This window comes from Morganella morganii H1r, assembly GCF_000633515.1.
GTDB classification, from domain to species: domain Bacteria; phylum Pseudomonadota; class Gammaproteobacteria; order Enterobacterales; family Enterobacteriaceae; genus Morganella; species Morganella morganii_B.
Window position 1 is genome coordinate 305,112 of the sequence record NZ_AYMP01000014.1, and the last position, 8,501, is coordinate 313,612.

13 protein-coding genes are annotated in these 8,501 nt (G+C 43.8%); 4 read left to right on the top strand and 9 right to left on the bottom strand.

What is annotated here, in order from left to right; all coding sequences use genetic code 11:
- Nucleotides 1-16 precede the first annotated feature (16 nt).
- Nucleotides 17-568 (bottom strand): DedA family protein, encoded by a 552-nt coding sequence (locus U868_RS0108610; RefSeq protein WP_025152938.1) that lies wholly within the window; start codon nt 566-568, stop codon nt 17-19.
- Between the two features lie 12 nt (nt 569-580).
- Nucleotides 581-1,258: a DUF1345 domain-containing protein gene (locus U868_RS0108615; RefSeq protein ID WP_025152939.1), complete on the bottom strand. Its 678-nt coding sequence runs from the start codon at nt 1,256-1,258 to the stop codon at nt 581-583.
- 125 nt (nt 1,259-1,383) lie between these two features.
- Here U868_RS0108615 and U868_RS0108620 point away from each other — a divergent pair, with 125 nt between their 5' ends.
- Entirely contained in the window at nt 1,384-2,136 is a 753-nt protein-coding gene (locus U868_RS0108620) for a TSUP family transporter (protein ID WP_029990909.1), read from the top strand.
- A gap of 13 nt (nt 2,137-2,149) precedes the next feature.
- Nucleotides 2,150-2,581 carry a hypothetical protein gene (locus U868_RS0108625; protein WP_025152941.1) on the top strand — a complete coding sequence of 144 codons (432 nt, stop codon included), beginning with the start codon at nt 2,150-2,152 and terminating at the stop codon, nt 2,579-2,581.
- Here the strand turns inward: U868_RS0108625 and U868_RS0108630 are convergent.
- Entirely contained in the window at nt 2,556-2,921 is a 366-nt protein-coding gene (locus U868_RS0108630; RefSeq protein ID WP_162817220.1) for a hypothetical protein, read from the bottom strand. The two genes, U868_RS0108625 and U868_RS0108630, sit on opposite strands and share 26 nt — an antisense overlap.
- 192 nt (nt 2,922-3,113) lie before the next feature.
- On the opposite strand from U868_RS0108630, the gene U868_RS0108635 reads away from it, so the two are divergent.
- Nucleotides 3,114-3,584, top strand: coding sequence for a cold-shock protein (locus U868_RS0108635; protein WP_025152943.1), 471 nt, complete (start codon nt 3,114-3,116; stop codon nt 3,582-3,584).
- 149 nt (nt 3,585-3,733) lie between these two features.
- On the top strand, nt 3,734-4,147 hold the full coding sequence (locus tag U868_RS0108640; protein ID WP_025152944.1) for an SLATT domain-containing protein: 414 nt from the start codon (nt 3,734-3,736) through the stop codon (nt 4,145-4,147).
- A gap of 236 nt (nt 4,148-4,383) precedes the next feature.
- Here U868_RS0108640 and U868_RS24490 read toward each other — a convergent pair whose 3' ends face one another.
- The 6 genes from U868_RS24490 to U868_RS0108665 all read right to left on the bottom strand — a co-directional run bounded on the left by U868_RS24490 (nt 4,384) and on the right by U868_RS0108665 (nt 8,376).
- Nucleotides 4,384-5,421, bottom strand: a complete 1,038-nt coding sequence (locus U868_RS24490) for a DUF4917 family protein (RefSeq protein ID WP_080694335.1) — start codon at nt 5,419-5,421, stop codon at nt 4,384-4,386.
- A 338-nt stretch (nt 5,422-5,759) separates the two neighbouring features.
- The gene (locus tag U868_RS0108650; protein ID WP_025152946.1) at nt 5,760-6,932 is read right to left on the bottom strand and encodes a phage integrase SAM-like domain-containing protein; all 1,173 of its coding nucleotides are present in this window, start codon (nt 6,930-6,932) and stop codon (nt 5,760-5,762) included.
- A gap of 1 nt (nt 6,933) precedes the next feature.
- A complete protein-coding gene (locus U868_RS25920) occupies nt 6,934-7,143 on the bottom strand; it encodes a hypothetical protein (RefSeq protein WP_225310064.1) in 210 nt (69 codons plus the stop codon).
- Nucleotides 7,144-7,179: 36 nt separating this feature from the next.
- A complete protein-coding gene (locus tag U868_RS0108655) occupies nt 7,180-7,728 on the bottom strand; it encodes a 3'-5' exonuclease (protein WP_029990911.1) in 549 nt (182 codons plus the stop codon).
- Between the two features lie 13 nt (nt 7,729-7,741).
- Nucleotides 7,742-7,942, bottom strand: coding sequence for a hypothetical protein (locus U868_RS0108660; protein WP_025152948.1), 201 nt, complete (start codon nt 7,940-7,942; stop codon nt 7,742-7,744).
- Entirely contained in the window at nt 7,939-8,376 is a 438-nt protein-coding gene (locus U868_RS0108665) for a class I SAM-dependent methyltransferase (RefSeq protein WP_240182699.1), read from the bottom strand. The genes U868_RS0108660 and U868_RS0108665 overlap by 4 nt, the downstream gene beginning before the upstream one ends.
- Between the last annotated feature and the right edge of the window lie 125 nt (nt 8,377-8,501).

The following is an 8,501-nucleotide window of genomic DNA, read 5'->3' on the forward strand; positions in this document are numbered from 1 at the left end:
GGATTTGCTCCGCAGTTTACAGCGTTAATTTATGCTTTCTTATCAGCACAAACAGACCGGCAACCGCCGCGATGATAAGGAACCAGGCAAGATAAGTATGCAGCGGCAGGGCAAGGATTGCCGTGCTGACAAAATACCCCGCAGATACAATAACGCTTCCCCATATTGCCCCGCCGAGAATATTCAGTACAAAAAATTTCAGCGGATTAATACCGGCGGCGCCGATAATAACAGGGCCGATAGTTCTTAATCCGTAAGCGAAACGTATTCCGATAATAATCAGGCTTTCACGGCGGTGAATAATCTGCTGCAGGCGGGCTATTTTATCAGTATGTTTATGAATACGGGGCAGGATCCGGTTTCCGGCAAAATAACCGGTAAAAAACAGAATATTGTCACTGATAATTCCGCCGAGGGCGGCCACCAGCATCACTTTCGGGTAGGATAATAACTGATGGTGTGCGGCAATGCCGGATAAAAATGCAGCGGTTTCCCCTTCGATCATGGTGCCGAAGAAGGTTGCCCAATAGCCGTATTCTGCAATCCACTGTGTCAGTAATGCTTCCATCAGCCACTCCGTTTAAAATAAACCGGCAGAAATATTAATGCATAATCCCAGTATCGCCATATTAAAAATAAAAGAGACGACGGATTGCATTAATACGGCGCGGCGCATCGGGGAGGACGCAATTTCCACATCGGCAGTCTGCGAGGCGACGGCAATCGTAAATGAAAAATACATAAAATCAGAGTAACCGGGTTCCGCCGGTCTGTCAGGAAATAACAGCCATGGTTTTTCCTGTTGCGGGTTGGTGTAATAAAGGTGCGCATAGTGCATGGTAAATCCGGCCGGTAATAACAGCCAGGAGGACACTAATGTGGATGCGGTCAGAATATACTGGAAAGCTTTATCATTACCGGTCAGATTACCATGCCCGCCGAGGGCAAAAAAGAGCACCAGTAAACTGACACAACACCCGGCCAGCAGGAAAAACATCACCATGCGGGCGCTTTCATCCTCAATTTTAGTCAGCTTACGGATATCTTTTACTTTCTTATTAATGATCCGCTCAAAAAGACACAGCAGGTATACCCAGGAGAAGGCATTCCAGCTGAGGATCAGGCACATCAGTGTACTCTGTCCGGGCAACAGGGCAAAAAAAGTCACAAACGCGACCAGCAGGGAGATAATAAAACGCGGACGCGAGTGAAAAGCGTGCCGGAAAATATGCGTAATGCGAATACCATAGCGCAACATACCAGTATCCTGTTCAGAAAAATGACATTTTATTATACCAAATATCCGGCAGCAGGGGCGGTATCACTTTTTCGGATGTGTACTTTTTATATACTGATTACCTCTGCCATTTAAAGTGTCTTTCCATGAGCATAACATTTCTTATTGTCATGTTTTTTGTCGCCGTGGCCGCCGGATTTATCAACGTGGTATCAGGCGGCGGTGGTTTTTTGTCGATTACCGCGCTGCTGATTTCCGGGTTACCGCCTGCTAACGCACTGGCAACAAATAAGATGCAGGCACTGGGCAGTTCATTAACATCCGGTATCTATTTTTTGCGTCAGGGACGAATTGATTTAAAAAATAATAAATGGGTTTTTATCGCGACATTTTTCGGTGCCGCATCCGGCACGATTTTTGTGCAGTTTATTGATCCGACTTTTCTGAAAAAATTACTGCCGGGATTAATTATCGGTGTCACGCTGTACTTTATTTTTGCGCCTGACATCACTAAATCCAAAGAAAAACAGCGTGTTTCCTTTTTTCTGTTTTCATTTATCTGCGGCGGCGGTGTCGGATTCTATGACGGATTTTTGGGTGCCGGCGCCGGGACATTTTATACCATCAGTTATATGCTGCTGTTAGGATACCGGATCGATAAAGCGCAGATTCATTCTAATTTTCTGAACCTGGCTTCCAATACCTCGTCGGTTATCTTTTTTATCGCGGGCGGTAAAATGATGTGGTCGCTGGGATTACTGATGTTTGCCGGACAGGCAATAGGTGCGCGGCTGGGCGCCGGTGTTGTACTGAGTTCCGGGCTGAAAGTAATAAAACCGATGATTATCCTGGTCTCTGCCGGGATCAGCACCAAAATGTTATTTGATATGTATTTTTAACAGGGACAGGACAATGTTGAATAAAGCTATTTTCAAAGCAGGGATGTTATTTTTTTCTCTTTCTTTTTTCTGTGCCGCGCAGACAGATACAGCCGCAGAGACAAAATCACCGGAAGAATACGACGCACTTCAGGCGATGATCATTAAAAATGAGAGTCAGTTACTGCCGATCCGGTTTGACCCTTTCACCCTTCTGACTGAGGTCACCCGGGAGAATAACGTGATTATCCTGAATTATCAGGTTAGCGGTCTGCCGCCGGAATTGTTCAGAGAAGAACAGGCGATAAATAAAATGCAGGGCATCCTGACAGCAAAATATTGTCAGGACTCGGCGATCATGCGGTTATGGCAGCTGGCATTTCCCGCCGGGCTGCAGCATAACTATTTTTCGGACGGTACCCGGGTGATGCAGATAAATATCAAACCATCAGATTGCGGGGTGTAAATTTGTCATTGTGCTTTTCTGTATCACTGTAGAATTTAATAATCATTCTGCGGTTATAACGGGGAGGAGCCGGCGGGCATCTTACTTTCCGCAAAATACGCACAGCATCCCGGGCATTACATCTTTCATCACAGGTATTTTTCGTTATTTTTACCGGATAGGCTCTTCCCGTGGTGTCTGTCCGGTAAATAAGATGAATTTCACCGTTGCCGGGCTGCCCGGCGATATCTTCAGGTGTTAACTGCCCGCTGTATTTACACTGTCCGATAGCCGTAATATCAATTTTTGCCTGTGCGGCAGACATCGTTATTAAAAGCAAAAGCAGGGAATATCTCAGCAAAATGATCTCCGTCAGCGGGTGATATAATCGTGACTACCGGAACATATTGCCATAATCTGTTCTTTTATCCACTGGTCCCGGAGTGTTGCACGATAACGCCTTAATCCAAAGGCATGGTCTGCACGGGCATTGTGTTTTATACTGCGCGCTGTAATGACTCAGTAACAGATGATTAAGCAGGTGGTAACGGCGATGAACGGAACAATCACAACATGGTTTGAAGATAAAGGCTTTGGGTTTATCAAAGATGAGAATGGGGATAACCGTTATTTTCACGTGGTTAAGGTCGCCAATCCTGACCTGATTAAGAAAAATGCTGCCGTGACCTTTGAACCCGGTACGAATAACAAAGGGCTGTCAGCCTACGCGGTAAAAGTGGTGCCGGAAAGTAAATACATTTTCATCGCCGGTGAGCGTATTAAACTGACTGCTATCAAATCTTTTGTGGTCTACAGCGAAGAAGAAGCGAATACCGGGATTGATAAAGAGAATGTGGTGCTGTCTGTCGGTGTGCTGATGAACAACATCAAACCAAAATCCGCCGGCCCGGCCGAAATGCGTACACTCAGAAAACTCGCGATTACCACACAGCACGGAAGTACTCTGATCTTCTCTGAAGATGAAATCGATATTGATGAAACGGTGAAAATGCTTAAGGTGTGATGGTAACGGGGGATGGCCGCCATCCCCTGTAAAAAATGAATATGGACGGACCATCGGCAGATATTTCCTGATTTATTCTGGAGAAAAATAAATAACACGATATAATCGTTGAAATTATATTATGTTTCAGTGTAACCAGTGAAATTACTATGCTAAAAGATAGTATTAAATTTGATCCGGAAAAAACAGAAAAATTGCTTCAGGACTGGAAAGAGAAACTGGAAAATGCACAAAAAGGGCATTACAGCCAGTGTGAACGTCTTGGTACTATTAATACACGTATCGGAGTCGCACTGATATTGTCATCAACTATTGTGACTGGCTTTATATTTTACAGTTCATCTAAATTTGCCAAAGATTCTGATGTTTTTACACTTGTCTATGGAGTTCTCAGCATTATAGTCGCGGCTATTCCCGGGATTGTCTCGTTTTCCCGTTTCAGTGATCGTGCAACAGAACACCGTATCACCGCCGGTAATTATGGCAAGCTGAGACGAAAACTGGAATCAATAGCCACCATCAGCAGTGATGAATATCATACGATAATTTTAAACATAAACTGAAAACTCTCAGAATTGAGTGGGAATATGTTGCTTCTCTGGCACCACTGACGCCAAAAAATTTTATCGGCCATCCGGAAAAACCATCCCAAACGGATAAAAAGATACCAATGATCTCTGAGTGTGGTAGTATTTTATCAAATCCATATGTAAGTATTCCTGCGATAGGGATAGTTATTTTTTTGCTACTACAATTACTACCATAGTATTTTAAATAGTTATTAGTAATTCTTTATATACTATGAGATCCAGCACCCCGGGCTGTCACTGTGGAAAAAATCGATCGTGCATTTTTTGCTGTCAAATATACTGTGTATAGTTCCGATGACATGCCCGCAGTAGGCCAGATCATTATTGTATACCGATACGGCGATATTTCTCATACCTTCAACTGAATGGTCGCGATATAACGCCATTTGTTTCAGAAGATGCATATCCTGTTCACCCATTGACCAGCCGTAAATAACTAAATTAGGACCAAGATGAGGTAATACCTCTCTGTAAACGACGCTCAGATAGTGACTGTTGTTGATACTTCTCTTTTTTTGTTCTTTTGTGCCTTCACAAACAAATAAAGGGATGCAACGTTCCTGATCCCACGCCCCAGCAATTTGACTCAGTAAGTCGTTCGATTCTTCGCAGTATATTTTAGCTTCAGACTCATTAAGCTTACGGGATAATGCCAGATTTCCGTGGGGGTAAAATGCCAGTGTAACAGAGCTTTCATTACGGATAGGAACAGAAAGTTTTTTCCAGTCAGAATAAAAACCGTCACGGGTAAAACAGTCTTTTATGTTATGCCGGTCACTGAGCATTTTTCCATACATTATTATCCAATATAATATTAAGTCATAATTTAATGAAATTACCTTCCGGAATTTTTTAGAAAAATGAAAGGCATTATACAGATAAGGTTCGGCGTCTTGATAAGAAGGATGAATTGCCCGTACTATTTCGATTAAACGGTCTTTCAGGTGTGTATAGATGCGATGTGTTGAATTGTCGGTAATGTTTAGTGCATGATTAACATGGTTGGATTGCCAGAGTAACCGGAGTACTAATTCAAAATCAGAGGTATCAAATGCTGAAAATAATCGCTCTATTTCTTCATGCAATAATTCGTTAGAACGGGCAAACTCGATGATAGACCTGTAATTAAAATTTGTACTAAATGCAATGCTGGCACCATTCCCCAGCAGTAATGAACTTTTTCCTGTGTATTTTTCCTCAATATCACGCCAGTCATGGATTGTTATTTCATTTACGGCACCAGGCATATCATCCCCATATATTTAATCTACAGCATTAAGCTATTTTATGAATTAATAACATATAACAGATTATATGACCAATAGATTAGATCAGACTTGTGTCTGGTTGTTTGACTGACACAAAAAAACCAACCCTAACAGGTTGGTTTTCTTATAAAAAGACTGGTCGGCATGACAGGATTTGAACCTGCGACCCCCGACACCCCATGTCCCCGTTTATGCTTCGCATAATCCCATGATATATATAGACTAATAGTGATTTTACTGTATTTACAAACAGTGCTTTATTGTCAATATTTGCTATATACGAATCATAGACTTACGGTTCGTTTTACCACCCTTATTTATGCAATTTCACAGTGTGGAACTTCAATCCAATCGACATGGTTTTCGGTATAAATCTTTGTTGATTCTGCGTCACTGTGTGCCATCCTCGCCTGCGGATCAAAGCCACGCTGTTTAAACATAAATGCGGCCAGCGCTCTGATCTCATGAAAAGTTGGTCTTTCATCTGCTTCAAGGTGTGCGCCAACTCCCACTTTATCTCTGACTTTTGAGAATCCCCGACTGACATAATCGGGTGCCACCTGTGTGGGGTGGTTTACATACTGGCTTATTTTGTTTGGTAACCGATCAGGAACGCGGTGAACAATGTACGGACTGGCAACATTGTCGCGGCTGTTATCAATAATTTCTTTTATGACTTTACCGATAGGTATTGCCACGTGGGCGGCTTCCTTGTGTTGTACCTTCTGCCGGTGAATGTACAGCATCCCGAAAATCCCGTTTCTTTCCTCAGGGAACCAGACGCACCCGCAGGTATTTTCCTTCGGTTCCTTAATATTATATTTTATGCGGGACACTTCGAGCCGAGCCTGTGTTGTCTGAAGAGCCAGGTCCATAGCAGTACGCAGCCAGGGTTCGGCAGCTGCTCTGATTTTCAGGAAATCATCATACGACAATCGCCGCCGGCGTTTACTGTCGACACGCTTCATTTTTTTTCGTTCTGCCGGGTTATCCAGCATCAGCGATTCATCCATTGCGTAACTGAAAATCTTCTTCAAAAATCCGACTTTCCGGTTCTGAACGTTTGCTGATGCGTCAGCATGGTATTCAGCGATAAATCCGTTCACATGCTCCAGGGTGATCTCGGCAGACGGGATATCTTTAAAAAATTCTTTCACACGTTCGGCATCTTTTATCCAGTCAGACAGGGTGCTTTTAGATGGTTGTTCGTCACGAATAATCCGCTCGAACAGCCGCTCAAAATGTTCAGCGAGTGGTAGTGATTCCCCATTAACACCGCCAGAGTCAGTGATCAGCGAGGTAACGCTGGTTGCACGTTCCTGACGCATAATATTGTTGTATTCACGGGCAACGGCTATAGCTTTTGCCTTGTCAGTACCAACACTTTTACGAACACCGTTTACAAGTATGAAGCGGTAACATTTTGCTGATTTATCATAGTAAAGGAAATCCGGCAGATGCCGGAATTCCCGCTTGCGAGGTCGTGCCATATTATGAAGCCTTAATCAGATCGCTTACGCATGAGGAAACCTCAGACTCAACCCCCCATCGTTCAGATGAATGAACAAGAATAGTTCCGTCAACAATTCGGCCTTTCAGCGATCCGATTTCTATCCAGCGCCGGACGGTTCTGTTATCGGGTATTGATCCTGTCTCAAATTCTCTTTTTGCCCACGCGCTGGCTTTCATAAGTTTTCCGATAGCCATAGTTTTCTCTCCACACATCGCCGTATACGATTAGAAGTTTTTTAATAAATGCAGGTGGATTGCGACCACGTAATTCACCTGGTGCAATGCATCATCTAGTGCATTGTGTGCTTCACCAACAAACGGGAAATCTTTTTTCGGGTCGATGCCGGCATTGCGACCAAGTTCGACAATGGTGCGTACATCCCGGTCATTCCAGTACCTCCAGAATGGATTTATCTCACAGTTTTCGTAAGCTGATCGCAGGATCACATTATCGAAATTACTTCCGTTACCCCATACCTGCACACGTTCTTCACAAAACTCAAAGGTAAACGAATTAAGTCTGGTCAGGGCAACAGGCAGATCAATCATTTTCATGGCGTTAGTAATTTCACCCCTGGCATTCTCACTCTGACCCAGCCACCACAGCACGGTATCAGCGTCGATACTTCCGCCCAATCCGGCACTACTACACAGATCGACCACCTCATAAAAAAGCGCATCATCGGTTACACCGGAAACCATGTCGAACGGAACTGCAGCAATAGCCACAATGGCGGAATCTGGTTTGTTACCCATAGTTTCAAGGTCAATCATCAGGTGTTTGAATTTATTCACTATCCTTATCCCCTTGTAATTTATTTAATTCATAGTCATATGAGTGAAGAACCATAATGCACTGGCGTAATGCTTCTTTAGCGTTGTTCTCGACAGTGTTCGTCAGACTCATCATTTTAGACCCGTGCCTTTCTTCCATCACTTGCAGCGTGTAAGTCAGGCGGGCGGCTATATCCGGAACAGATTCACTCATAGCGGATCCTTATAGAATACCATCCAGTGCGTTTTATCGTTCTTACCGACACGCTGCACAATGGTAGGTTTATATTCAGTCAGCTCAAGAATCTGACTCGCCCAGATCTGTGTTTCATTCCACTTAAAAATTAAACTGCCGTGTGGCCGCAACACCCTGAATGCTTCTCTGAAACCGGCAGCAAGGTCAGAACGCCATGAGTGCTTATCCAGTGAGCCGTATTTTTTAAACATCCAACTATTTTTACCAACCCGAACGAGGTGGGGCGGATCAAACAGTACCTGGTAAAATGTTTCATCCGGGAACGGCAGGTTTTTAAAGTCAGCAATGATATCCGGTGTAATTTCCAGCAGGCGGCCATCACATAGAGTATGTTCTTCCTTTCTGATATCACTGAACAACACACGCGGATCTTGCTTATCGTGCATAAACATCCGGCTGCCGCAGCACATATCGAGGATGGGCTTCATGGTGTTACCCGCCTGAATTCGATAACCCAAACCCACGGGTTTTTATACCAGGCATCAACTCCGTTAATAGAATTCCAGAGTGTTACGAA